This window comes from Bradyrhizobium sp. HKCCYLRH3073, assembly GCF_051167995.1.
Taxonomy (GTDB): Bacteria; Pseudomonadota; Alphaproteobacteria; order Rhizobiales; family Xanthobacteraceae; genus Bradyrhizobium.
The window spans coordinates 630941-656557 of the sequence record NZ_JBNPUD010000002.1 but is presented as its reverse complement, the minus strand read 5'-3'; the positions used below and the strand labels follow the sequence as shown (position 1 = coordinate 656557).

Here is a 25617-nt window from a genome sequence, read left to right as displayed (position 1 = left end):
CGACGATGAGAACGCGGCGGGAGAGATCGATTCTCTCCGAGCCATGCGTGGCGCACTTATCAGTTCGTCGACCTGCCGCCCCCGCTCTTCCCCTTGCGCAAGCGATCGGTCAGGATTGCGAACAACGACCTCTCGGCATCCGCCGTTCGACAGAGGAGACCCGAATGGATTCGCCCACACGGCGCATCGCCGACTTCACCTGCGAGAAGCAGCCGGCGACCGGCGCGCGCGGGATGGTCGTCACCAACCATCCGCTCGCCTCCAGCGCCGGCGCCGAGATGCTGATGCGCGACGGCAACGCGATCGATGCCGCGGTCGCCGCACTGTTCGCGCTGACGGTGGTCGAGCCGATGATGGTCGGCATTCTGGGCGGCGGCCTGTCGCACATCCGACTTGCGGATGGACGGCACATCGTGCTCGACGGATTGAGCACCGCGCCGCGGCGCGCCACGCCAGGAATGTATGATCCGGTCTCCGACGAGATCGCGCTGGCGCGCGAGACGCGCGGCCGCCGCAATGTCGCAGGCGCGCTCGCGGTCGCCGTGCCCGGTGCGCTGAAGGGATGGTGCGAGGCCCTGTCGCGCTTCGGCCGGCTGCCGCTGGCCGAGGTGATGGCGCCGGCGATCCGGCTCGCCGAGCACGGCTTCGTCGCCAGTCCCTATCTCAACGATTGCGTGCGGCTGGTCGCGGACGACCTCGCGCGCGATCCGCATCTCGCCGCGCTGTTCCTGCCGGACGGCACGCCGGTCAGGCCCGGCGCCCGCGTGATCCAGGCCGACTATGCCCGCTCGCTGCGGCTGATCGCGGAGCACGGTCCGGACGCTCTCTACGGCGGTCCGCTCGGGATCGCGCTGGCCAACTACATGGCCCAAAGTGGCGGCCTGATCGATGCGGCCGACCTCGCCGCCTACGCGGTGATCGAGCGCGCGCCGATCCGCGGGCTCTATCGCGGCCATGAGATCATCGGCCCCCCGCCGCCCTCGTCCGGCGGCGTGCACATCGTGCAGATGCTGAACATCCTCGAGGGCTTCGACGTCGGCGGGCTCGGCTTCGGCTCGGCCGACGGCGCCCATCTGCTCGCCGAAGCGCTGAAGATCGCCTTCGCCGATCGGGCGGTCGCCACCGCCGATCCTGCATTCGTCGACGTGCCGGTCGCGCGCCTGACATCCAAGACCTATGCCGCCGAGCGGCGGGCAGAGATCGACATGCGCCGGGCACGGAGCTTCGGTCCTGGGCTTGCGCCGACGGAGTCCGCCAACACCACCCATGTCACGGTCGCCGATGCCGCGGGCAACGTCGTCGCGGCGACCCAGACCATCAACGGCCTGTTCGGCGCCTGCGTACAGATCCCGGGCACCGGCATGACCGCCAACAACTACATGTACAATTTCGATCCGCATCCGGGCCGCGCGCTGTCGATCCAGCCGGGCAAGCGCGTCTTCACCTCGATGGCGCCGATGATGGCGCTGCGCGACGGCCGCCTGCGCTATGCGCTCGGCCTGCCCGGGGGCTTGCGCATCTTTCCTTCGGCCTTCCAGGCGCTGGTCAACCTGATCGACCACGGCATGTCGTTGCAGGAGGCGGTCGAGGCGCCGCGGCTGTGGACGCAGGGCGGCGCGCTCGAGCTGGAGCCGGCTTTCCCCGACCATGTGGCGCGGGAGCTCGCCGGACGCGGCCACGAGATCAAGCGCGAGCCGGTCGTGGCCGGCGGCATGAACGCGATCGCGTTCGGCGACGACGGCACGCTGACGGGTGCCGCGTGCTGGCGCGCCGACGGCACGCCGATCGCGATCTCCGGCGGGCGCGCCCGCGCCGGGCTCCGCTTCGCCATCGCGTGAGCTCTACAGGCGCTCTCGCATCATCCGCGCGATCGCCTCGCCGATCACGACGGTGGTGAAATGCGTGTTGGCGCGGCAGTCCGACGGCATGATCGAGGCGTCGGCGACGCGCAGGCCGGCAATGCCCTTCACGCGGCCGTCCGGATCGACCACGCCATCGTCATCGGTGAAGCCGCTCATGCGGCAGCTCCCGGCGGCATGTTGGATGTCGCCGGTGACCTGCCGCAGCAGCGCATCGAGCTCGGCATCGGGCAGCGCAGCCGCCTGCGGCAGGGTGAACTCCGTATCGCCGAGGCGAATCCAGTCGGCGATGTCGTGCAGCGCCGGCTGCACCGTGATCAGCGCCAGCCGCCTCACCGCATCGCGCATCCGCGCGATGTCGCGCGGATCGGCCAGCATGTTCTCCTCGACGATCGGATCCACGCGCGGATCGGTCGAGGCGAGCTTGAGCGTACCGCGCGAGAAGGCGTTGAACAGGCCGGCGCCGATCGCGCCTGGTACGCCGATGCCGCGATGATTGAACGCGATCAGGATCATGTCGCGCTTGCCGCCGCCGGCGAGGCCCGACGAGTAGGTGACGCAGCAATTGGTGTGGCGGGTGTCGCGATCGGTCGGACGCAGCGCGTCGCGCAATTGAATGGTGGTGCGGAACAGCGGATGATCGAAGAAGTGCCGTCCCACGGGAAGGTCGCGCAGCACGGCGATGCCGAGCGCCTGAAGATCCGCCGCGGGGCCGATGCCCGAGCGCAGCAGGATCGCCGGACTATGGATGGCGCCGGCGCACAGCACGACCTCGCGCGCCGCGATGTCCATCACGCCTTCACCCTCGACATGGACGCGCACGCCGGTCGCCCTTCCGTCGCTGATCAGCAGCCGCTCGACCAGCGCCCGCCCGCGGATCTCGAGGTTCGAACGGCCGCGGGCCGGCTCCAGATAGGCCTCGTTGGTGGAGATGCGCCGGCCATTGCGGCTGTTGATCGGATAGCAGGCGACGCCCTCGCCATCGGGCCCGTTGAGATCGTCGCACCAGGGATAGCCGCTCGCGAGCGCGGCATCGCGCAGGCCGCGGTCGATCGGCCCCCATTTGTCAGGCGGTGCGCGGTAGACCGGAAGCGGCCCGCCGCGACCGTGGCCCTCGCGATCGCCAAGCGCGAGATCGTCCTCGATCACCGCGAACAGCGGCATGATGTCCTTGGCCGACCATCCCGTGCAGCCATTGGCCGCCCATTCGTCGAACGCATCGGCCACACCGCGGATCGCGATCTGCCCGTTCATCATCGAGCTGCCGCCCAGCCCCTTGCCGCGCCAGTAGAAGCGCATGTCCTGCCCGGCGACGCGGCGGGACATCAACTGCGGCCACTGCCATTTCTCCTGGAAGGCGCGATCATGGATGATCGGAATCGGGTTCGGCGTCGCGATCTCCCACGGCGCGTCGTCCGCGCGCCAGTCGGCGCCGGCCTCCAGCAGCAGCACCCGCGTCCGGGAGTCTTCCGACAGGCGCGCAGCGACGGCTGCGCCCGCGGAGCCGCCGCCGACCACAATGACGTCATGCATGGACTGAATTCCCGCTGTTCTCAGGCGTCGCAATCATGACGGCCAGCTTGCGCTGCCGGGAGCGATCCGTGAAGCCCTTGAAAATTCAGGCCACCAGCATGCCGACGCAGAGCTGCGGCGCATCCTCGGCCACGAGACAGGAGGCCACGGCGATCACCTCGCGCGCCGATTTCCAGGCGCCGCCGCCGCCCGCCGGGCCATTGGTGTAGAGCGTCTCGACCTCGTTGCCGATGCGGACGGCTTCGGCCATCGTCTCGGTCCGCCCGGCAACGCGAACGCGCACCTCGCAGGGCTCGGCGCCCTCTGCGCGATCGTCGCCATGCAGCGCATTCAGCCCGATCAGGTCGCAGCGCAGCTCGCTCACCGCCACGCCGGTGAGCGCGAGGCGCTCCCTGACGATATCGAGCGCGAGGCGGCCGCGCGTGACCGCGCCCGGGCCGGCATAGGAGATCTGCCCTTCGCCGACATAGGAATCGAGATAGCCGACCGAAGTCTTCAGCAGTCCGGTCTTCGGCCGGCCGCGGCCGCCAACCACCCTGACCCGGTCCGCACCGAGCTCCTCGACGGTCACCTGCGAGAAATCCGCCACGACGTCGGGCTGGAAATATTGCGCGGGATCGTGGATCTCATAGAGCAGTTGCTCCTTCACCGTTGCCGGCGTGACGCAGCCGCCGGAGCCCGCGACCTTGGTCACGATCAGCTCGCCGTCCTCGCGCACCTCGCCGATCGGAAAGCCGAGCCGGGCGAGATCGGGAACGTGCTTGAGTCCGGGATCGGCAAAATAGCCGCCGGTGATCTGGCCGGCGCATTCCAGCAGATGACCGACGACGGTGCCCTGCCCGAGCCGATCCCAATCGTCCAACGCCCAGCCGAACTCATGGATGAGGGGTCCGAGGAACAGCGCCGGATCGGCGGCGCGCCCGGTAATCACGACATCGGCTCCGCCCGCCAGCGCCTCCGCGATCGCGCCCGCACCAACATAGGCGTTGGCGGAGACGACGCGATTGCCGAGGGCATGGATCGTATCGCCGGTGTCGAGCACGACATCCGCTGTCTTCAACGGCTCCAGAACATCGTCGCCGGTCACGGCCGCGATCTTCAGCCCCGTCAATCCAAGCTGGCGCGCGATGGCGCGGGTGGCTTCGGCCGCGGCGACCGGATTGGCGGCGCCCATGTTGGTGACGATACGGACCTTGTTGGCGCGGCAGATCGGCAGCACCGCCTGCATGCGCGCCGCCAGCAGCGGATCATAGCCGGCGGCCGGATCCTTCATGCGCGCGTGCTGCGCCAGCGCGATCGTGCGCTCCGCAAGGCATTCGAACACGAGATAGTTCAGGCCGCCCTTCGCCGCGAGCTCCACCGCGGGCTCGATCCGGTCGCCGGAATAGCCCGCGCCGGCGCCGATCCTGATGCTTCGCATCGGCCGCTCCTCCCGACATCATGCGCCGTTCGTCGGCTTCTGCCGGCCACATTAGCGGCCGCGGTGCGACGTTGCCAACGTCCGCATCAGACGATCAGGCATGCTGCTCATCCGCGAGCGCCAGCGTCGGGGCCGCGCTGCTCGCCGTACATGCGACGGCAACGGCCATGTGCTCGTCGGCCCAGCACCATCGCTGGCCGCCGGCGCGCTTGGCGGCATAGAGCGCGCGATCGACCCGGTCGAGCAGCGCTTCCGTGTCCGCCCGCTGATCCCCCGCGACCAGAACGCCGGCGCTGGCGCCGATCTGCACGCGCGTTCCAGCCAGCGTGAAGGGACGCGACAGCGCCGTCACCGCGGCTTGCGCGAGCGCGAGCGCGGCGTCACGTCCGGCTGCGGGCAGCAGCAGCATGAACTCGTCACCGCCGAACCGCGCCGCCAGGCCGGCTTCGCCGAGGCAATCCTGCAGGCGTGCGCCGACCTGGCACAACAGCTCGTCGCCGGCCTGATGGCCGAACCGGTCATTGACGAGCTTGAAGCCGTCGAGATCGACCGCAATGATCGCCACGGGACGATCGCACCGGCCGAGCGCGGCGATGAATGCAGCCCGGTTCGGCAGGCCGGTGAGGAAATCGCGCAGCGCCTGCCGCGCCAGCGCCTGCTCGGCCATGATCCGCTCGGTGAAGGCGGCCGTCAGCCGATAGGACGTCCCGCGCAGCGTGATCCAGAACAGCACGACCATGCCGGCGCCCATCCGGTAGACCGGCTCGGGCTGCATCAGGCAGGCGATGACGGTCGGGATCAGCAGCACCGCCGACGAGGTCATGACGATCCACGGGCTGACGCGCGACACGATGCCGACACAGAACGCCATCGACAGGCCGAAGCACATCCAGATCCCGGGCCCGTCGCCGATCTGGAACGCGCGGGCCGACAGCGCACCGATGGCCAGACCGAAGGCGGCGGCGCCGAGGCCGTAGAGGCGTTCCCAGCGAATGATGGCGTCGTGATCGAGCCGATCGAAGCGCGCGGCGAACATCCGCAGCTTGACCACGCGCAGCGCGCCGATCACCAGCAGCGCCACCGTGATCGCGGCGTAGCCCGGATCGTGCGCCACCCAGGCCATCACGCTGCCGATCACGACGGCCGCGACCGCGATCGTCCCGACCAGCGGCATCGAGCTGTAAAGCAGGTGCGCGAGGTCGCGACGAATGTCCGGGTCCAATCGATGCATCGCAATTCCGTTTCGGCAATTGCGCGCACTCTCGTACCCACGCCTTAACGAAATCTCGCTGCACCCGCGAAGGGCTGCCATGCGCCGCGGATGCTTAAGAGATGCTCACCGCAACCCTGACAATGCGAATGATGTCAGCGCATGACGCGCCAGAGCGACACAGGGCGTCGGATCAGCTCGCCCAATTGTCGCGGAACTCGCCGAACAGCGTGATGCCGCCGCAGGCATAGATCGTCTGTCCGGTGATGTAGCTCGCCTCGGCTGAGGCGAGAAAGGCGAACACGCCGGCGATCTCTTCCGGGCTCGCTACCCGCCCCATCGGAATGTGGGACTCGACCGCCGCGCGCTTGGCGGGGTCATCGGTCCAGGCGGCGTTGATCGGCGTGTCGACCGCGCCGGGCCCGACCGAATTGACGCGGATGCCGCGGCCGGCGAATTCGAGCGCGAGGGTCCGGGTGAGGCCCGCCATCGCACTCTTGCTGATCGAATAAGCGAGATAGCCGGGCTTCGGAATGATCTGGTGCACGCTCGACGTATTGATGATGTTGCCGCCGCCGCGCGCGACGAAATGCGCCAGCGCATGACGCGCGCACAGCACCGCGCCGTTGAGGTTGACCTCGAGGATCTGGCGATAGGCGTCGACGTCGAGCGCCTCGCTCGGCGATTCCCGCTGGAAGCCGGCATTGTTGACCAGGCAGTCGAGCCGGGGCCAGCGCGTCAGCACGGTCTCGAACATCTCGGCGATCTCGGCCTCGACGCCGATGTCGGCCTTCACGGCGAAATGATCGCGCGCGCCGTGACCATGCGCGGCGGAGGCCGCGTGCACCAGCGCCAGGGTCTCATCGCCCGATGGCGACGGACCGCCGAAATTGATCGCGACATGCGCGCCCTCCTCGGCAAAGCGCACCGCGATCGCGCGGCCGATGCCTTGGGCCGCACCGGTCACCAGCGCGTAATGTCCGGCGAGACGCGATGGCTGCTGCATGGGTTCCTCCGGGGATCGGTTGACGCTCGAAACGACAATCGAGGATCACCATACGATCATCTGCTCCGGCCATCTGTTATCCACACGGATGCGCCCCATCAAGACCAGTCTGCATCGGACGAACGGGGAGCATCGGTGCAGTAGAGCTTGGATCGCATTGGTGCCTGCGATTCGGGCTTCGCCCACGTGACCATTGAGGAAAGGTTACCGCGATCTTCAAAACGGTTCTACAATCTAAGATTGCTGAATGTGTGAACCGCTTCACGGTTCGACGCGCCGCCACTGGACTACAATCCTTGCGTTTCCAACCATCCGATATTGAGGAGGACGATTATGATCGAAGCCGGCCTGCACAATTTCCAAGTCCTTCGTGGCCTCACTTCGGCCAATTCGCTGCTGAGCGGCGCGACCAACGGCAGCGTCAGCTTGTCCAGCGAGGACGGCAAGGCAGGTGAGCTCCAAGGCTGGGACTTGGTGCCCGTTGCCGATTTTCCCGGCGTGTACAACATCAGGGTGCAGGGTGGCACTGAGCCCAAATATACGTATCTGAGTTGCACATCCGACGGCGAGACAGTCAACCTGATCGCCGAGGACGATCTCAGCGGGCGGCAGCGCTGGCGGTTCGTTCCCGCAGATTCGCCGATCTGCGAATACTACCAGATCATCGTGGTCGGTGGGACCAGTGGCGGCCGCGTCTATCTGAGTTGCACCTCGGACGGCAAGCAGGTGAACCTCATCAAGGATGATGATGGGTCCGGGCGGCAGCGCTGGCAAGCGCAGAAAATCCAGACTTGAAGTTCAGGCCACCCATCTTCAGTTACGGGCTCCCGCCGCGGCGGCAGCCTCACCTCCGACGACCCCGTCCAAGGCATACGCGCTGGACTTCGCGATACAACGCGATACGGTCAATCCCGCAGGCGGTCGTCGACATCGCCTGCGGCGCTGCTTGTCCGCACTTCGTCGACAACGACTCCTCGGACGTTCGCGACGAAGACCCGTGGCGGGCGCGCGGGCCAACGAGCGGCAAGCGGGTCCTTCATGTATCTCGGCATCGATCTTGGAACATCCGCGGTCAAGACGATCATCGTCGATGACGCGCAGCGCGTCGTTGCGAGCCGCAGCCGCGCCTTGACGATGGACGTGCCGCGACCGGGCTGGGCCGAGCAGGACCCCGCCGCCTGGATCGCCGCGGTGTTCGCCACGCTCGATGCGCTCAAGGCCGATCATCCCGGCGCGTTGACGGCGGTGGACGCCATCGGCCTGTCGGGCCAGATGCATGGCCCGGTGCTGCTCGATGCCGCGATGAATCCGTTGCGGCCCTGCATTCTCTGGAACGACGGGCGGTCGGAGCGGGAATGCCTCGCGCTGGAGCAGCGCTGGCCCGCCTTGCGCATGATCACCGGCAACAAGGCGATGCCTGGTTTTGCCGCGCCGAAGCTGATGTGGATCGCGGCGCACGAGCCCGAGATCTTCGCGGCCACGCGGCTGGTTCTGCTGCCAAAGGCCTATGTCCGGCTGGTGCTGACGGGCGATGTGATCGAGGACATGTCCGATGCGTCCGGCTCGCTCTGGCTCGATGTCGTCGGGCGCGACTGGTCGGACGAGGGCCTCGCCGCCACCGGCCTGACGCGTGCGCAGATGCCGCGCCTCGTCGAAGGCTGCGCGCCGGCGGGCCGGTTGCGCAGCGACCTCGCGGAACGCTGGGGCATGACGAAGCGTCCGGCCTTCGCGGGCGGCGCGGGCGACAACCCGGCCGGTGCCGTCGGCATCGGCGCTGTCAGGCCGGGCGCCACTTTCATCACGCTCGGCACGTCCGGCGCCGTGATCACGCCGGTCGACGCCGTCACGGCCAATCCCGAGCGCGTCGTTCACACCTTCTGTCATGCCGTCCCTGCGATGTGGCTGCAGGCCGGCGCGATGCTGTCGGCGGCCTCATGCCTCGCCTGGGTCGCGCGGCTGCTTGGCGCGAGCGAAACGGAGCTGCTTGCCCCGCTGGGCGCACGGCCCGCCGCGCCGTCGCCAGTCAGCTTCCTGCCCTATCTCGCGGGCGAGCGGACGCCGCATGACGATCCCCATGCCCGCGGCCTGCTCGACGGCCTGAGCCATGCGACAGATCGCAGCGTCATCGTCCAGGCGGTGCTCGAGGGCGTTGCCTTCGCCCTGGCCGACTGCCGCGACGCGCTGAGGGAAACCGGCCTCGTGATTGCCGAAGCGGATGCGATCGGCGGCGGATCGCGCTCCGACCTCTGGCTGGCGATCCTGGCTGATGTCCTCGGCATTCCCGTTCATCGGCTGGCCGAGGGCGAGACCGGCGCCGCCTTCGGCGCGGCCCGGCTGGCACGTCTTGCCGTTACCGGCGAGGACATCGGCGCGGTCTGCACGCCGCCCGCGCGCATGCGGACCTTCGCGCCGGACGTCGCGCTGTCGGCAGCCTATGCCGAGCGGCGGCCGCGCTGGCAACAGCTCTATCGTCGGCCGAGCTAACCCGATCTCCGAAAGGCATTCGTCGCGGCGACGCGTTGCAGCGGCGTCTCTTTCATATTGTATTCGGCAACAGCCTCTAGTTTAATGGCTACCCCGCGCCAGCGATCAACGAGCCGCGGACGACAAGACGACGTGCATTGGGAGGCACGATGAGCGGTCCGATCCTCGAGATGCGAGGGGTGTCGAAGTCATTCTTCACCATCAAGGCCCTGCACAAGGTCGACCTCACCGTCTACGCCGGCGAAGTCCATGCGCTGATGGGCGAAAACGGTGCCGGCAAATCCACGCTGATGAAGATTCTCTCCGGCGCCTATCGCCCGGATCCCGGCGGTGAGATCCGCATCGAGGGCCGGCCGGTGCGCATCGAAGGGCCGATGGGCGGCCGCAACGCCGGCATTTCGATCATCTACCAGGAGTTGTCGCTGGCGCCGAACCTGACGGTCGCCGAAAACATCTATCTCGGGCGCGAGCTGTCGCAGAGCGGCCTGCTCGCGCGCAGCACCATGCGCGAGGGCGCTGGACCGATCCTGGACCGGCTCGGCGCCGATTTCACCGCGTCCACCTTGGTGGCCGAGTTGTCGATGGGCCAGCGCCAGCTGGTGGAGATTGCCCGCGCGCTGCATGCACGGTCCAAGATCCTGATCATGGACGAGCCGACCACGTCGCTGTCCGCCGGCGAGAGCGAGAAGCTGTTCGCGCTGATCCGCCAGCTGCGCGCCGAGGGGCTCGCCATCATCTACATCTCGCATCGCATGGACGAGGTCTATGCGCTCGGCGACCGCGTCACCGTGCTGCGCGACGGCCGGCTGGTCGGCTCGCTCGACAAGCCGGAGATCCGCGCCGACAGCATCGTCCGCATGATGGTCGGCCGCGACGTGTCGTCGTTCTACAAGAAGGATCACGACCCGCACGCCAAGCGTGACCGCGCAGTGCTCAGCGCCGTCGATCTCGGCGACGGCCATCGCGTCAAGAACTGCTCGCTGACCGTTCATGCCGGCGAGGTGGTCGGCCTCGCCGGGCTGATCGGCGCCGGACGCACCGAGCTCGCGCATCTCATCATCGGCGCCGCGCCGAAGACGACCGGACACATCGAGCTCGACGGCGAGAAAGTCAGCATCGACACGCCGCGCGATGCGCTCGATGCCGGGATCGCCTATCTGACCGAGGACCGGAAGGCGCTGGGCCTGTTTCTCGACATGTCCTGCGCCGACAACATCAACCTCGCCGTGATCGGACGCGACGCGAAGCTCGGCGGCATTCTCGATCGCGACAAGGCGAAGACGCGCGCCGACGAAGCATTCGCCGCGCTCGGCATCCGCGCCCCCAATCCCGGCGTCACCGTCGGCGGGCTGTCGGGCGGCAATCAGCAGAAGGTGCTGCTGTCGCGCCTGCTTGCGACCGCGCCGAAGGTCCTGATCCTGGACGAGCCGACGCGCGGCGTCGACGTCGGCGCCAAGTCCGAGATCTATTCGATCATCGACAATCTCGCCAAGTCGGGCACCGCGATCCTGGTGATCTCGTCCGATTTGCCGGAGATCCTCGGCATCTGCGACCGCGTGCTGGTGATGCGCGAAGGGCACCTGGCCGGCGAGCTGCAGCAGAGCACGACATCACCCATCACCCAGGAAGACATCATGGCGCTGGCCACCGGGACGGAGCACGTCGATGCCTGACAACAGTTCGTCGCAAGCCAAGACCGCGCCTTCATCCGGCCTGCCGTCCGCGTCGGACAACAAGCAGCAGCGGCTGCGGCTGATGATCCGCGCCGCCGGCATGCTGCCGGTGCTGCTCATCCTTTGCGTCGGCTTCCACCTGCTGTCGGAGGGACGCTTCTTCACCGGACAGAATCTCGGCATCGTGCTGCAGCAGGCCGCGGTCAACACCGTGCTCGCCGCCGGGATGACCTTTGTCATCCTGACCGGCGGCATCGATCTCTCGGTCGGCTCGATCCTGGCCGCCGCGGCGATGGCCGGGCTGACACTGTCGAAGATGCCAGATCTCGGCGCGCTGTGGCTGCCGGCCGCGGTGCTGACGGGCCTTGCCTTCGGTGTCGTCAATGGCGCGCTGATCGCGCTGTTGCGGCTGCCGCCGTTCATCGTGACCCTCGGATCGCTCACCGCGGTGCGCGGTCTCGCCCGCCTGATGGGTGGCGACACCACCGTGTTCAACCCGTCCATTCCCTATGCCTTCATCGGCAACGCCTCGCTGACGATCATTCCGGGCGTCGTCTCGATCCCCTGGCTGTCGGTGATCGCGTTGCTCGTGATCCTCGGCTCCTGGCTGATCCTGCGCCGGACCGTGCTCGGCGTGCACATCTATGCCGTCGGCGGCAATGAGAGCGCGGCGCGGCTCGCCGGCATCAAGGTCTGGGCGGTGCTGATCTTCGTCTACGGCATGTCCGGCCTGCTCGCCGGCCTCGGCGGCGGCATGCAGGCGGCGCGGCTCTATGCGGCGAACGGCCTGCAGCTCGGCCAGTCCTACGAGCTCGACGCCATCACCGCGGTCATTCTCGGCGGCACGTCGTTCGTCGGCGGCATCGGCTCGATCTGGGGCACCTTGGTCGGCGCGCTCATCATCGCGGTGTTGTCGAACGGGCTCATCCTGGTCGGCGTGTCCGACATCTGGCAATACGTCATCAAGGGCCTCGTGATCATCGGCGCCGTCGCGCTCGACCGCTACCGGCTGCAGGGCTCGGCCCGCACCTGAGACGACATGGCGGGCTCCACCGGGGCCCGCCGCAACGCATTCTTCCACGGCCACTGGTCCGCCGTGCGTAGACGAACAGGAAGGGCCAGGGAGGAAACCAATGTTGAAGTCGGTTTTGTTTGCCGGTGCCGCGCTTGCGCTCGTGATGAGCTCCGCGCCGTCGTCGGCCAAGGAGCTGAAATCGATCGGCGTCTCGCTGGGCTCGCTCGGCAATCCGTTCTTCGTCGCGTTGTCGAAGGGCGCGGAGTTCGAGGCCAAGAAGACCAACCCGAACGTCAAGATCACCGCGGTCGGCTTCGAATACGATCTCGGCAAGCAGGTCACCCAGATCGACAACTTCATCGCCGCGGGCGTCGACATGATCCTGCTCAATCCGGGTGATCCGAAGGCGGTGGGTCCTGCGATCAAGAAGGCGCAGGCCGCCGGCATCATCGTCGTCGCGGTCGACACCGCGGCCGAGGGCGCCGACGCCACCGTGACCACCAACAACGTGCAGGCCGGCGAGATCTCGTGCCAGTACATCGTCGACAAGCTCGGCGGCAAGGGCGACGTCATCATCGAGAACGGGCCGCAGGTGTCGGCCGTGATCGACCGCGTCAACGGCTGCAAGAGCGTGTTCGCCAAGGCTCCTGGCATCAAGGTGCTGTCGAGCGACCAGGACGGCAAGGGTTCGCGCGAGGGCGGCCTCACGGTGACGCAGGGCTATCTGACGCGCTTCCCCAAGATCGACGCGATCTTCGCCATCAACGATCCGCAGGCGATCGGCACCGATCTCGCCGCGCGTCAGCAGGGGCGCACCGGCATCGTCATCACCGCGGTCGACGGCGCGCCCGACATCGAAGCCGCGCTGAAGGATCCGGCCTCGCAGCAGATCCAGGCCTCGGCCTCGCAGGATCCGTTCTTCATGGCGCGCCGCGCCGTGCAGATCGGCGTCGGCCTGCTCAACGGCCAGAAGCCCGCCTCGACCGTCGAGCTGCTGCCCTCCAAGCTGATCACGCGCGACAATGTCGGCGAGTACAAGGGCTGGACCTCGGAGCGGAAGGAATAGCCAGGAATAGCCGACCCGACATAGCTCGAACATCCCACATGAGGTTCGGCGCCGCCCCTTGCCGGGCGGCGTCTTGCTTTGGGAACTGAAATGCGCGGGCGTCACGACAATCAGCATGGCAGTCCACGTCTGTCGCATTTGCGACAATGATCCACTTGATCGGGCGGTGCAGATCGCCCTCCCCGCTGGTCCGGAACTTGCGTGGGCCTGCCTGACGGCATCAATCAGCAGGCGATCCGATGGCTTTCACCGCAGTCTGTCCGACAACCGCCATGGCCGAAGGCGGCATGGGCCTGTACCAGGTCGGCAAGAAGAGCGTGCTGCTGCTCTGGCCCGCCGGCGGCGAGCTGAAGGCCTTTCGCGGCCGTTGCCCGCATGCCGACGTGCCGCTGACGGAGGCGACGTTCGACGGCAAGACGATCACCTGCCCGCACCATCAATGGGGCTTCGACGGCGGCAGCGGCAAGTGCGTCACGCATCTGGTCCGCAACGCGCTGCACGCCTATCCCCTGCAGGTCGAAGGCGGCGAGATCCAGGTCGATGTCGGTCCGATCAAGCCGGCGCGTGCTCCGGCTTGATCGGCACATCGAAGACGAGAGCAACCGCGAGGCACTTCCCTGTCCGTGCTGCGAACGGACGCCATATCGACGAGTTCAGCAGCATGACGGGCGCCGCGGACTGGGTGATCTGGAATGGCTCGGTGGGGATCGTCGACACGGTCCGGCTCGGCGCCATTGTCGAAGGTGCAACGGGCCGGCTCGCGCAGCTCGCGCCGCCCTACGACGCCGTCGGGCCGTTCAGCTTCGACGAGCTGGAGACGCAGGGCCGGGTCGTGTTCGGTGCCTGCCTCGTCATGTCACAACGACGCTGGCGACAGGATCAGGATGCGTTGCGCATCGAGGCGCGGGCCGCGCGTCGCGCCCTGTGGGATCGGCTCGCACGCGACCGGAACGACGACGCCTTTCGCGCGGTCCTCGAGCTGCCCCTGCAGGGCACGCTGACGGCTACGCACATCAAGGATGCGTTCCGCCGGCTGGCCAAGACCGCACATCCCGACGCCGGCGGCAGCAATGACCTTTATCGGCGCATTTCCGAAGCGCGCGATGCGCTGCTGGCACAGTTGGGCTGAAGATCGCTGGCGATGAAGCGGCCGACAGCCACGAAATGGGCTGAGTGAGCCAAGAGCGGGATCCAAGCCGGCGCCCGCGCCGGCCGGACGCTTTCGTGCGACTGGCCGTCAGACGGACGTCGCGTTGCCGCAAGATGGGGCGCACGGGCCCGGTGGTGCGCGCGTGACGACGCGCAACTCCAGGCTATCCCGTGGCCATCAGCCGCTTCATGAACTGGTCGACCTCGCGACGCAGCGTCTCGACCTCGCCATGGACCCGCTCGGAGGCATTGTTGACTCGCGATGCGATCCGGCCGGTGTCGGCGGCAGCGCTGCTGATCGCGCCGACGTCTGACGCGACCCGTGCCGTGCCGGACGAGGCTTCCTGAACGTTGTGCGCGATGTTCTGCGTCGCCGCCGCCTGCTGGTCGACCGCGGCCGAGATGGTGGACGCGATCTCGTCGATCTCGGCGATCGTCCGCGCGATCGCCTCGACCGCCGCGACCGACGTCGAGGTCGAGTGCTGCATCTCGTTGACCTTGGCGCTGATCTCCTCGGTCGCCTTGGCGGTCTGGTCGGCGAGACTCTTGACCTCGGCCGCAACGACGGAAAAGCCGCGCCCGGCATCGCCGGCCCGCGCCGCCTCGATCGACGCATTCAGCGCCAGGAGGTTGGTCTGTTCAGCGATCTCGCTGATCAGCTTGACCACGTCACCGATCCGGACCGCCGCATCGGCAAGCTCGCGGATCTCGCCGCCGGCACGGTTGGCCTCACCGACCGCACGCCCCGCGCTTTCGGTGGAGCGTGAGACCTGCCGGCCGATTTCGGCGATCGAGGACGCGAGCTGATCCGCCGCGCCCGCCGCCGTCTGCACATTGGACGACGCGCGCCCCGAAGCCGCGATCACATCCTCGGTGCGGCGGCTGGTTTCCGTCGCGGCCGTCGCGACGTGGCCGGCGTCGGACTCGAGATCCCCCGCCGCGCCGACGAGGCTGACGACGATCTGATCGAGCTGCGTGCCGAACTGCCGTGCCAGACCCGCAATGTCGACCACCCGGCGGCCGAGGCCGTCGGTGCCCTGGTTGATGATCGCCGCCGAGCGGCGGAATGCGCCAGGCAGGCCCCGCACCATGATCTTGCGGAAATGCTTGCCGCGGCTGGCATAGTCCATCGACGCCGACGCCTCGCGCACGAAGGCGTCGGTGATGTCGAGCATGTCGTTGATCGATTTCTGCAACAGACCTATGTCGCCGTGCTGGCGCCGGCTCAGCAGCCGCGGCTCGAGATTGCCCTTGGCTGCGCTGTGACAGACCTTGGCCGCCTCCGCGATCACGGCAGATGCCACCCGCAGTTGCCACAAGCCAAGGCCGAGCAGCAGCGCAACAGCGATGAGCAGCGCTCCGCCTGCGGCGGGCGGGGTCGCGCCGGCGACGACGAGCCAGGCCAGCCCGCCGAGTGCCAGCAGCGCCGCGGCCGCGATCGCGATCTGGGCCTTAGAGAGAGAGCACGAACTCATCATAATCAACGCCTTGTTGTTTGATCGCCGAGACCATCATGTCAAAGCTTGCGCGCAGGCCGTCCTTGGCATTGGCGTGGCGCGCCTCCTCGTCGCACAACGTCTTGTAGATCGGCTTGAGGCTCTCGATCGGCCCACGCTCGGGTCTGCGGCGGTTGGAATGGTAGCCGATGATATTGCCCTGGTCGTCCAGCGTCGGCGTCACATGGGCGAGCACCCAATAATGGCTGCCGTCCTTGGCCAGGTTGACGACATAGGCGAAGATCTCGCGCTTGGCCTCCAGCGTGTCCCACAGCAGCTTGAAGACGCATCGCGGCATCTCGGGATGGCGGATCAGGCTGTGAGGCGCTCCCAGGAGCTCGTCATAGCTGTACCTGGCCATGCGAACGAAGACGTCGTTGGCGTAGGTGATGCGTCCCTTGCGGTCGGTCTTCGAGACGATCAGGTCTTCTTCGCCGAGCATGTGCTCGATGCCGGTCGGTTTCACAATGTGGGCCATGACTGGTCCTCCTTGCGGTCATCACGATGCGGGGCGGACAGACGGGATGGCCCGGCCCGTACGGCCGGTCCGGTCGACGCGCGGGCACAACCGGCGCCGCCCGGCGTGCGGCCAGGTGTCGCCAGGACCCCATCGGCCGGCTTTCGCCGGGCCCAGGAGAAGGCTGTCCGCCTCCCGGCCTCAATCTGACGTTAACTGTGAAACATCGCGTTAACTGGGAGCCCCCGCCAGAATACAGGTGGCGCCCGCGGCGGGGACGGGGCGCGCCGGCTCGATGGCCGGCGATCGGTGCGGACCGCTGGCCGGAGGATCGCGTCGGCCGTCGCCTTGTTGGAAGATGTGGCACAAGGACCAGGAGGTGCGTACGTGACGCCCCGCAACCTCATGAGACGCGCACGGGCCGGTCGGGGCGCTCATGCCCGACCGGCCCGGCGCCCCCTGCCTCAGAAGAAGCCGAGCTTCTTCGGGCTATAGCTGACCAGCATGTTCTTGGTCTGCTGGTAGTGGTCGAGCATCACCTTGTGGGTCTCGCGTCCGACGCCGGACTGCTTGTAGCCGCCGAATGCCGCATGCGCCGGGTAGGCGTGATAGCAGTTAGTCCAGACGCGCCCCGCCTGGATATTGCGGCCGAAGCGGTAGCAGGTGTTGGCGTCGCGGCTCCACACGCCGGCCCCCAGGCCGTAGAGCGTGTCGTTGGCGATCGCCAGCGCCTCGTCCTCGGTCTTGAAGGTCGTGACCGAGACCACGGGTCCGAAGATCTCTTCCTGGAACACGCGCATCTTGTTGTGCCCCTTGAACACCGTCGGCTTGACGTAGTAGCCGCCGGCGAGATCGCCGCCGAGCACATTGCGCTCGCCGCCGATCAGGAGCTGCGCGCCCTCCTGCTTGCCGATGTCGATGTAGGACAGGATCTTGGACATCTGCTCGGAGGAGGCCTGCGCGCCGATCATCGTCGCCGGATCGAGCGGGCTGCCCTGCACGATCGCCCCGACGCGCTGCAGCGCGCGCTCCATGAAGCGCTCGTAGATCGACTCGTGAATGAGCGCGCGGCTCGGGCAGGTGCAGACCTCGCCCTGGTTGAGCGCGAACATCACGAAGCCTTCGATCGCCTTGTCGAGAAAGTCGTCATCTTCGGCGCAGACGTCCTTGAAGAAGATGTTCGGCGACTTGCCGCCGAGCTCCAGCGTCACCGGGATCAGGTTCTGCGAGGCGTATTGCATGATCAGGCGCCCCGTCGAGGTCTCGCCGGTGAAGGCGATCTTGGCGATGCGGTTCGACGACGCCAGCGGCTTGCCGGCTTCGAGGCCGAAGCCGTTGACGACGTTGAGCACACCCGGCGGCAGCAGGTCGCCGACGATTTCCATCAGCACCAGGATCGAGGCCGGCGTCTGCTCGGCCGGCTTGAGCACGACGCAATTGCCGGCGGCGAGCGCCGGCGCGAGCTTCCACGCCGCCATCAGGATCGGGAAATTCCACGGAATGATCTGGCCGACGACACCGAGCGGCTCGTGGAAGTGATAGGCGATGGTGTCGTGGTCGATCTCGGCGATCGAGCCTTCCTGGGCGCGGATCACGCCGGCGAAATAACGGAAGTGATCGATGGCGAGCGGGATGTCGGCGGCGGTGGTCTCGCGGATCGGCTTGCCGTTGTCCCAGGTCTCGGCGAGCGCGAGCTTGTCGAGATTGGCCTCCATGCGGTCGGCGATCCTGTTGAGGACCATCGCGCGTTCGGTCACGCTGGTACGGGCCCAGCCGTCCTTGGCGGCATGCGCGGCGTCGAGCGCGGCCTCGATGTCGGACGCATCGGAGCGCGCGATCTGGCACACCGGCTGGCCGGTGATCGGCGAAATGTTGTCGAAATATTTGCCGGCGTTGGGGGCCTTCCAGGCGCCGCCGATGAAGTTGTCGTAACGCGCAGCGAAAGGCGGCTTGAGCGCCGCATTGACGTCAACCTTGGTCATCTCTCTCTCCCATTCACGCCGATGCACACGGCGTTGCAGGGAGGCTCGATCAAACCGGCACGACAGACCAGAGGCTGAAACGAGCGCGTCCGGACAAGTGTCGCAGTTCTGCGACATGTTGGCTGCGATTCGACAGTCGCGGCGCGTTCATCGCTCGAGCCCGAGCCGCTTCATCTTCCGGTGCAGGGTGGCGCGCGACATGTCGAGCTCCTTCGCCGCCTTCGAGACGTTGCCGCCGGCGCGCGCCAGCGCGCGCTTCAGCACCGCGCGCTCGGCGGCGTCGATGTCGTCGCCACCGGTGGTCGTGTCCTTGATCAGGTCGCCGGCCGGCACCGGGCGCGCCAGCGCGGACGGAGACAGGTTGAGCGCCCGCCGCGCCGCCCGTGTGGCACCGATGACGAGGTCGTTGCGATCGACCGCCAGCAGCGAGTTGATCTCGCGCTCGCTGTCCGGCGTCAGCACGATGCGGGCGTGTGGAAAGGCCTGGCGGAAATTCTCCGCCTCGATCAGCCGCGCGGCATCCGCGACGGTGGTCGCGATCAGCCGACTGAAGCCTTCGGTCAGATCGGCACGGCAGGAGGAGACGTCGAGCGCGGCCTTGAGCTGGCCATGCTCGTCGAAGATCGGCGCCGTGGTACAGAACAGGCGCGCGTTGCGCGACAGGTAGTGCTGGTCGCGGTCGATGGTCAGCGGCCGCTTCTCGACCAGGCAGGTGCCGATCGCGTTGGTGCCCTCGTGCCGCTCGCTCCACACCGCGCCGGTCCACAGGCCCCAGGATTCGAAGGTGGCGTCGTCGCCGCGCGCGCCGCGGCGCTCGAGCACGGTGCCCTCGGCATCGGCCAGCAGCACCGAGCAGCCGACGCCCCCGACCGCCAGGAACAGCCGGTCGAGGCTCGCTTGCGCGATCGCGAGCAGCCGCCCGAGCCGAGCGCGCGCATCAGCGATCTCGGCGGCCGTCAGCCGGGCCGGCAGCTTCGGGGTGGCAGGATCGAGCGCATGCAGATGGCCGGAGCGGCGCCATGATGCCGCCAGCGCCGAGACCGCCGGCGTGGTCTTGTCTGCTTTGCTGTCAGCTCTGTTTCCCGGCCTGTCGTCAGGCTTCGCATCGCCCTTGGCGAGGGCGTCGAGCACGCGACCCGAATGGGCATTCCCGGGCGAACGCCCCATGTCCGTCCTCCCGGCTCTCTCCCCCAGGCCCTGCGTTCCACGCGCAGCCCGACTTGGCGGCATATTGGAGCAAATACAGCACCGCTCCTTGACGCGCGTCAAGGAACGGTGATGAAGCCGGTCGCCACCAGAATACGCACGAAGATGGCCCTGCTGCGGTGCTCCCGACGTCCCCTGCTCTATCCAAGGCTGATGTCCGACACACTCAAGAGATGCATCAATTAATATTTGCTATCTTTACGTGAAAACCTTCGCCCCGCTAGTCTGACCATCGCCATTGCATCATCGGCGTCCGACCTTGCTTGATCGTGCACGTGGAGTGAGTTGAGACGCCCCTCGCGAATGCCCGTCCGCGTCCTCATTCGAGCCATCACACGATCCGTCGAATGAAAGGCCAAGGCGGGCACCGTTGCCCGACCGAGCCTGCCACGAATGCCGCGACGAGGCCACGTCATGAAACACATCGCCCTGCTTGGATCTGCTGCCCTCCTCCTTCTCGCCTTTCCGTCCGAGGGCTGGTCGCGGAAGGGCCGGCTTCAATGCCAAACCGATCAGGTCCGCCGCCTCGTGGCGAACTGGGCGGAGGCGTTGAACAACTCCTCGTCAACGGATCCGGCGCCGGTTCTCAGGACCTATGCTCCCAAAGACGCGGTCCTGCTGCCAACCTGCGCCAACGGTCCCTTGACCAATGAAGCAGACATCAGGAAGTATTTCGTAGATTTCCTCAAGAAGAAGCCAAGAGTCACGGTCGATCCGAACAAGGCGGAGATCGGCGGCTGCGACTACACATTTGCAAGCGGGCTCTACGAGTTCGCGCTGAACGGGCAGCCCACCCCGATCCTGCTACGCGCACGCTACACCTACATCTTTCACAACGGAAAGATCATGCAGCATCACTCTTCGGCGGAGCCGGATGTCGGGCCGGGCAACGTCTGTCCGCCGAAGAATTCCGGCTCATGACCAGGAGCACATGTCGACCGAAGTCCCCCGCATCGCCGCTGCCACCGCGGTGACCGGCGGCGAGCAGACGATCTGGACGACGCAGGGACGCGGCTCGTTCGACGGCAGCTCCCTTCGCATCGGCCATGACAGGCGCCGCAACGGCGGCCGCGGCCCCCGAGGGCACCAGGCGGTGCAAGGCGCTTCCCGACGAAACAGGTCACTTGGACGAACGAGACCGCGTTGTCCGCGGTGTGCGCGACTTGTCACCGGACGGCGCACGACTGCACCGAGCGGTGTCCGGGGAAGCGCAGCGAGAGCGCCCCTCCTCCGTCGGTGAGGGCAGTCGCACCGGCACAGAGGCCCCGGATGACTACGGGGGTGTCGCAAGGCTGCGACACTCTCTCGCCCGAATGGGACCGGCAGCCCCCGCACGAATCCAGTTTCTCAAAACGCGTTAATCCCCGTTGCGGATGGTTCCCGCACGCGCTTCGCACCGACGAACGTCATTGCCGGTCTCGCGAAGCAATATGAGAGGGAACCATGCGCTTATCCTTTGCGGCAATACGCTCCATCCAGACCAAGATCGCCTTGATCGCCGGCTTCTGCCTCGCGCTCACCTGCGTCATCCTGATCGGCTACGGCCTGTTCTCGACGCAGAGCATGAACCAGTACGTCAACCACGAGGTCATGCAGCTGGTCGATCGCCAGACCAAGGAGAGCCTGATGAATCGGGCCTCCACCGAGGCCAACGTCATCAAGGCCGAGCTGGAGGTCGGGTTCGACGCGGCGCGCACGCTGGCGCAGTCCTTTGCGGTTCTGGCCGATGCCAAGACCGGGACCGCCGCGAGCGCACGCCGCGCGCAGCTCAACGCCGTGCTGCGGCGTGTCCTGGAGCTCAATCCCGCCTTCAACGGCACCTACTCGGCCTGGGAGCCCGATGCGCTCGACGGCAACGATAGCACCTTCAAGGCCAACAAGGAGATGGGCTCCGATCACACCGGCCGCTTTCTCCCTTACTGGACGCGAAGCGCCGGCGGCGCGATCGCCGTCCAGCCGCTGGTCGAGTACGACAGCAGCGAGCGCCATCAGAATGGCCTCGTGAAGGGCGCCTGGTACATCAACCCGAGCACCACCGGGAAGGAGAACATTCTCGGGCCGCTGCCCTACATCGTCCAGGGCAAGCCGGTGTTCCTGGCCACGATGTCGGTGCCCGTCATGATCGACGGCAAATTCCGCGGCGTTGCGGGCGCCGACTACAATCTGGACTTCGTGCAGAGGCTGGCGGTCAAGATCAACACCTCCCTGTTCGACGGCAAGGGCAAGGTCGTGATCCTGAACGACACCGGCCTCGTCGTCGCCGACAGCGCCAATCAGAACGTCATCGGCAGGCCCGCCGCCGAGGCCGACTCGCGCTGGACCGACAGCGCCGCCATCGTCCGCACCGGCAAGGGCACCGTCCTCGACGAGCCCAGCAATCCCAATGTCGACATCTACGCCCCGATCACATTCGGTGTCACCGACACGCCCTGGTCGGTCGTGATCTCGATCCCGCGCGATGTGGTACTCGCCTCGGCACGGCAGCTCGACGCCTCGCTCAGCGGCCGTTCGACCAGCAACACGCTGTGGCAGCTCGGGGTCGGAGCGGTGATCACGGCGCTTGCGATCTTCCTCATCTGGGTCGCGGCACGGGGCATTGCCCGTCCGATCCGGGATTGCGCCGTATTCGCCAATGGCATCGCCAAAGGCGACTTCAACCAGACCCTGACCATCGAGCAGGCGGATGAGGTCGGCGCCCTCGCCACCTCCCTGAAGGCGATGCAGGGCGACCTGAAGCAGAGCATCGCGCAGCGCGCCGAGGACCAGGCGGCCGCCGACGCCCAGCGGCGCCACGCGATGAACGCGATGGCGGATCAGTTCGAGGCGTCGGTCGGCGGCATCGTCGAAACCGTGTCGGCCGCCTCGGGCACGCTGGAGACGTCGGCCGGATCGTTGAGCGCGACCGCGGAGCGGGCGCAGTCGCTCGCGACCACGGTCGCTGTCGCCTCGGAACAAGCGTCGACCAACGTGCAGTCCGTGGCGTCCGCCACCGAGGAGATGGCCTCCTCGGTGACCGAGATCAGCCGCCAGGTGCAGCAATCCGCGCGCATGGCCAACGAAGCCGTGACGCAGGCACGCTCCACCACCGGACGGGTCGGCGAGCTCTCGAAGGCGGCGGCGCGCATCGGCGACGTCGTCGAGCTCATCAACAGCATCGCCGGCCAGACCAACCTGCTCGCCCTCAACGCCACCATCGAGGCGGCGCGGGCGGGCGATGCCGGACGCGGCTTCGCCGTGGTCGCCACCGAGGTCAAGGCGCTCGCCGAGCAGACCGCGAAGGCGACCGGGGACATCGGCCAGCAGATCGCGGGCATCCAGACCGCCACTCAGGAGTCCGTCGGCGCGATCCGCGAGATCAGCGAGACCATCGAAAGGCTGTCGGAGATCTCGGCCACCATCGCCGCCGCCGTCGAGCAACAGGGCGCGGCGACGCAGGAGATCTCGCGCAACGTCCAGCAGGCGGCCCAGGGCACGCAGCAGGTCTCGTCGAACATCACCGACGTGCAGCGCGGCGCCAGCAACACCGGGACCGCGTCATCCGAGGTGCTGTCCGCGGCCAAGCTGCTGTCGCGCGACAGCGGCCGACTGAGGGAGGAGGTCGGCAAGTTCCTGACCTCGGTGCGCGCCAGCTGAACGCCGGCCGACAAAAGCGAAAAGGCCGCCTGGATGATCCAGGCGGCCTTTATCGTGTTGGATGCGATGCGTCCGCCGCTGATCTCAGCGGCCGCCGCGCGACAGCATCTCGAAGCGGTAGTTGACGCCGATCATCGCCGTGTGGAGCTGGGTCTTCTGGCTGACGACGTTCGGCCCGCCGGTGATCGCGGCGGCGCCCGGCAGCGTGCCGGTCACCGTGCCGAAATCGGCGTAATCATACTCGGCGAAGGCCGACCAGTTGCGCGCGAACATCCACTCGACGCCGGCGCCGACCGTCCAGCCGCTGCGGTTGAACGCCACGCTGGCGGACTGTCCGGTGGCGGTGTTGACGACCGAAACATTGGTCCGTGTCCACGCCGCGCCACCGCGCACATAGGCCAGGATCTCAGGCGTCACGAGATAGCCTGCACGCACCGTGGCGGTGTAGAGGTTGCTGGTTCGCGTGTTCATCGTCAGCGCCGGTCCGAGCTGGCTCGACGCGTTGATGATGCCGAGATCGGCCATCGCCTGGATGCCGACGACGAAGCGGTCCATCTGGTAGTCGCAACCGAGCTGCAGGCCGCCGACGACGTCGCTGCCATTGCTGGAGATGGCGGTCGGAATCTGCACGGCCGCGACGGGCAGCGGCGCCACGTTGCCGCCGCCGGCCACCGGCGGCGGATTCTGCGCCGGCGGATTGCCATTGTTGCCCTGGGGCGGCGGGTTCGGTTGACCGCCGCCATTGTTCGGCGGCGGATTCTTCGGCGGCCAGGGCTTGTCCGGATGATGCGGCCATCCGCCATGATGGTAATTGCCGCCCTGCTGCTGCCAATGATCCTTGTCGGGCTGCTTGTCGCCATAGCCGCCCTTGCCGTCGTCATTGTCGTGCGGCTTGCCGCCCCAGCCGTAGCCGCCATGCTTGTCGTCGTTCCGGTCATCCGGCTTCATCCAGGCGTAGCTGTCACGCTCGCTCTTCATCGGCTGCTTCGACCAGCCGAAACCAAGCGGCTTGTCGGTGCCGTCGTCCTTCTTCCCACCCCAGCCGGAAGCCGGCTTGTCGTGATCGTCCTGCCGATCACGGTGCAGCCAAGCCGATCGGTCGGAGTAACCGCTCGAATGCAGCTGCGACCAGCCGCTCGACTTGCCATGGTCGTCGTCGTGAGGCTTGTCGAACCAGCCGCTGCCATATTTGACGTCGTTGTAATTGTCGTCCTTGTTCGTGGATGGAGCCGACGGCCAGGAAGACTTGTTGTCGCCGCCTTTCGATCCAACCTGTGGCCAATGATGACCACCGTCGTGATCGGGCTTGTAGGACGGCTTGTCGTTCGGCCAGCCGTGATCCTTGTCGCCATGATACTGCTTGCCGGGCTGCCACCAGCCCTTGTCGTTGCGCTCGCAGATCGGAGGCTTGCCCGGCGGCTTATGCGGCGGCGGCTTCCATCCGCCGTTGTTCCCGCCGGGGTTGTTCGGCGGCGGCGGGTTCGGCGCGGGGTTTGCAACCACAGGCGGCTTGACCACCGGCGGGTTGTTTGCGTTGCCGACGGGCTGCTGCACGGGCTGAACCGGCGCGGCGGCGGCATTGGCGACCTGGCTCCACGTCTGCTGCTGACGCGACCAGGCCATCCCGGCGTTCGCGCCGGCATGGCAGCCACTCCACCTGTAGGCGAAGACGTCGGGCGGCGGGAGCGGGGGAGGCAAGGCGAGATCAGTCGCCCAGACCGATGTCGTACTTCCTGCGAAAGTAGATAGGCAAAGGCATACGCCAAATACGCGACGCATCGAACTCACAACTCCTGAACACGTGCCGCAACAAACGGCGGCCGCATCAGGAGGGTGAGATTGTGTCGCGAACTGAATTGAAAAATGTCATTCGGAAGGAATGCAGATCGCGACGCCGACGCGATCGAAATTCGGCTTTGACTGTTGCACGCAAGATGCAGGATTCTGGCAAAATGAAGCAGCGCGCGACACGATTGCGACAAACGGCGCGACACGCGATGCCGCAGCGGCTCATGAGTTCGTAGTAGACGAACGTCCGCACCGAACTCACAGCAAGCGCAGAGCGCGCTCGGCGGCATGCGTCCTGATCGCGCGCACCTCGCGATCGTCGGCCTTCACATCAACCACACGCTCCGATTGCACTACAGCGAAGAGGGCGGCACTTGGTCTGTGCGGTCGCCTTCGCCGTCGACGCGCCGACGCTCGGCTATCCATGCGCGTCGACAAGTCCTGCCCTTGGTTTCGCCGCTATTGCGCAGCCCGCGCGACGTCATCGATCGGAAGAGAAAGCGGCAAAGGCCGCCGCAATCGCACCGAATGGGGCGGACCCTCGTCGACGTCGCGGCAATTGATCGGAGCAGCGCGCCGCAAAACATCCATGATTGCGGCCGGATGTAGCGCGGCGGCGCGCGGCAGATTTCGTGTCATG

19 protein-coding genes are annotated in these 25617 nt (G+C 67.2%); 10 read left to right on the top strand and 9 right to left on the bottom strand.

From position 1 onward, the window contains the following. Positions 1–164 precede the first annotated feature (164 nt). Complete coding sequence (ggt, locus tag ACQR1X_RS06890) at positions 165–1838, top strand: gamma-glutamyltransferase (RefSeq protein WP_434895015.1); 1674 nt, start codon at positions 165–167, stop codon at positions 1836–1838. A gap of 3 nt (positions 1839–1841) precedes the next feature. Here the strand turns inward: ggt and ACQR1X_RS06885 are convergent, their stop codons facing one another. From ACQR1X_RS06885 to ACQR1X_RS06870, 4 genes are all read right to left on the bottom strand, one after another. Next, positions 1842–3392, bottom strand: coding sequence for a GMC family oxidoreductase (locus ACQR1X_RS06885; RefSeq protein ID WP_434898549.1), 1551 nt, complete (start codon positions 3390–3392; stop codon positions 1842–1844). 85 nt (positions 3393–3477) lie between these two features. Further along, a complete protein-coding gene (locus ACQR1X_RS06880) occupies positions 3478–4812 on the bottom strand; it encodes an acyclic terpene utilization AtuA family protein (protein ID WP_434898548.1) in 1335 nt (444 codons plus the stop codon). Positions 4813–4906: 94 nt separating this feature from the next. Then, positions 4907–6043: a diguanylate cyclase domain-containing protein gene (locus ACQR1X_RS06875; protein WP_434898547.1), complete on the bottom strand. Its 1137-nt coding sequence runs from the start codon at positions 6041–6043 to the stop codon at positions 4907–4909. Between the two features lie 172 nt (positions 6044–6215). Then, entirely contained in the window at positions 6216–7028 is an 813-nt protein-coding gene (locus tag ACQR1X_RS06870; protein ID WP_316216531.1) for an SDR family oxidoreductase, read from the bottom strand. Between the two features lie 333 nt (positions 7029–7361). On the opposite strand from ACQR1X_RS06870, the gene ACQR1X_RS06865 reads away from it, so the two are divergent. From ACQR1X_RS06865 to ACQR1X_RS06835, 7 genes are all read left to right on the top strand, one after another. Continuing rightward, positions 7362–7823, top strand: a complete 462-nt coding sequence (locus tag ACQR1X_RS06865) for a hypothetical protein (protein ID WP_316216530.1) — start codon at positions 7362–7364, stop codon at positions 7821–7823. A gap of 243 nt (positions 7824–8066) precedes the next feature. Beyond that, complete coding sequence (gene xylB / locus ACQR1X_RS06860) at positions 8067–9512, top strand: xylulokinase (RefSeq protein WP_316216529.1); 1446 nt, start codon at positions 8067–8069, stop codon at positions 9510–9512. A 149-nt stretch (positions 9513–9661) separates the two neighbouring features. Then, complete coding sequence (locus ACQR1X_RS06855) at positions 9662–11185, top strand: sugar ABC transporter ATP-binding protein (RefSeq protein WP_316177369.1); 1524 nt, start codon at positions 9662–9664, stop codon at positions 11183–11185. Further along, positions 11178–12218 carry an ABC transporter permease subunit gene (locus ACQR1X_RS06850; RefSeq protein WP_315804813.1) on the top strand — a complete coding sequence of 347 codons (1041 nt, stop codon included), beginning with the start codon at positions 11178–11180 and terminating at the stop codon, positions 12216–12218. The genes ACQR1X_RS06855 and ACQR1X_RS06850 overlap by 8 nt, the downstream gene beginning before the upstream one ends. A 100-nt stretch (positions 12219–12318) precedes the next feature. After that, positions 12319–13266 carry an ABC transporter substrate-binding protein gene (locus tag ACQR1X_RS06845; protein ID WP_316177367.1) on the top strand — a complete coding sequence of 316 codons (948 nt, stop codon included), beginning with the start codon at positions 12319–12321 and terminating at the stop codon, positions 13264–13266. A 239-nt stretch (positions 13267–13505) separates the two neighbouring features. Further along, the gene (locus ACQR1X_RS06840) at positions 13506–13844 is read left to right on the top strand and encodes a Rieske 2Fe-2S domain-containing protein (protein WP_434838621.1); all 339 of its coding nucleotides are present in this window, start codon (positions 13506–13508) and stop codon (positions 13842–13844) included. An 83-nt stretch (positions 13845–13927) separates the two neighbouring features. Then, positions 13928–14395 carry a J domain-containing protein gene (locus ACQR1X_RS06835; protein WP_434838620.1) on the top strand — a complete coding sequence of 156 codons (468 nt, stop codon included), beginning with the start codon at positions 13928–13930 and terminating at the stop codon, positions 14393–14395. Positions 14396–14579: 184 nt separating this feature from the next. Here ACQR1X_RS06835 and ACQR1X_RS06830 read toward each other — a convergent pair whose 3' ends face one another. The 4 genes from ACQR1X_RS06830 to ACQR1X_RS06815 all read right to left on the bottom strand — a co-directional run bounded on the left by ACQR1X_RS06830 (position 14580) and on the right by ACQR1X_RS06815 (position 19517). Then, positions 14580–15890 (bottom strand): methyl-accepting chemotaxis protein, encoded by a 1311-nt coding sequence (locus ACQR1X_RS06830; RefSeq protein ID WP_315804846.1) that lies wholly within the window; start codon positions 15888–15890, stop codon positions 14580–14582. Next, on the bottom strand, positions 15868–16389 hold the full coding sequence (locus ACQR1X_RS06825; protein ID WP_315804809.1) for a PAS domain-containing protein: 522 nt from the start codon (positions 16387–16389) through the stop codon (positions 15868–15870). The genes ACQR1X_RS06830 and ACQR1X_RS06825 overlap by 23 nt, the downstream gene beginning before the upstream one ends. A gap of 443 nt (positions 16390–16832) precedes the next feature. After that, positions 16833–18350: an aldehyde dehydrogenase gene (adh, locus tag ACQR1X_RS06820; protein WP_315804808.1), complete on the bottom strand. Its 1518-nt coding sequence runs from the start codon at positions 18348–18350 to the stop codon at positions 16833–16835. 147 nt (positions 18351–18497) lie between these two features. Then, positions 18498–19517: a helix-turn-helix domain-containing protein gene (locus ACQR1X_RS06815; protein WP_434898546.1), complete on the bottom strand. Its 1020-nt coding sequence runs from the start codon at positions 19515–19517 to the stop codon at positions 18498–18500. Positions 19518–19970: 453 nt separating this feature from the next. Between ACQR1X_RS06815 and ACQR1X_RS06810 the strand changes: the two genes are divergently transcribed. After that, positions 19971–20477 (top strand): hypothetical protein, encoded by a 507-nt coding sequence (locus ACQR1X_RS06810; RefSeq protein WP_434846192.1) that lies wholly within the window; start codon positions 19971–19973, stop codon positions 20475–20477. A 522-nt stretch (positions 20478–20999) separates the two neighbouring features. After that, positions 21000–23189, top strand: a complete 2190-nt coding sequence (locus ACQR1X_RS06805) for a methyl-accepting chemotaxis protein (RefSeq protein ID WP_434898545.1) — start codon at positions 21000–21002, stop codon at positions 23187–23189. Between the two features lie 84 nt (positions 23190–23273). Here the strand turns inward: ACQR1X_RS06805 and ACQR1X_RS06800 are convergent, their stop codons facing one another. Beyond that, on the bottom strand, positions 23274–24812 hold the full coding sequence (locus tag ACQR1X_RS06800; RefSeq protein WP_434898544.1) for an outer membrane protein: 1539 nt from the start codon (positions 24810–24812) through the stop codon (positions 23274–23276). Positions 24813–25617: the final 805 nt, after the last annotated feature.